Here is a 370-nt window from a genome sequence, read left to right on the forward strand (position 1 = left end):
GTGTAGTCGGTGAACCGCAGCGCCAGCCGGATTCGGCTGCCCGGCGGCGTGTAGACGGTGTCCTTCCAGCCGGCCAGCGCCGGCGGCGGCGGGGTGCCGTCGATGTCGAGGATCTGGAACTGGGCGTCGTGCACGTGGAAGTTGTGCGGCCAGTTGTCGACGTTGCGCACCGTCCAGATCTCGGTGGTGTCGACGGTCGGGGAGAAGTCGATGCGGTTCATGTCCATCCGGGTTCCGTTGATCATGAACCACTGCATCTCGAAGTCGCGTTCGGCGACCGCGCCGGCGGGGTCGAGGCGGGCGATCGTGGCGAGGGTGGCTGGCAGTGCGGCGCCGGCCGTCAGTGCCGCGACCGGTCGCAGTTCGAGGA

1 protein-coding gene is annotated in these 370 nt (G+C 68.6%); it reads right to left on the reverse strand.

Annotated features, from left to right (window positions below; all coding sequences use genetic code 11):
• The coding region (locus tag AC1DYG_RS20730; RefSeq protein WP_477641710.1) for a multicopper oxidase domain-containing protein at window positions 1-370 on the reverse strand (370 nt) is incomplete at both ends.

It is taken from the genome of Pedococcus sp. P1_H8 (assembly GCF_056405175.1).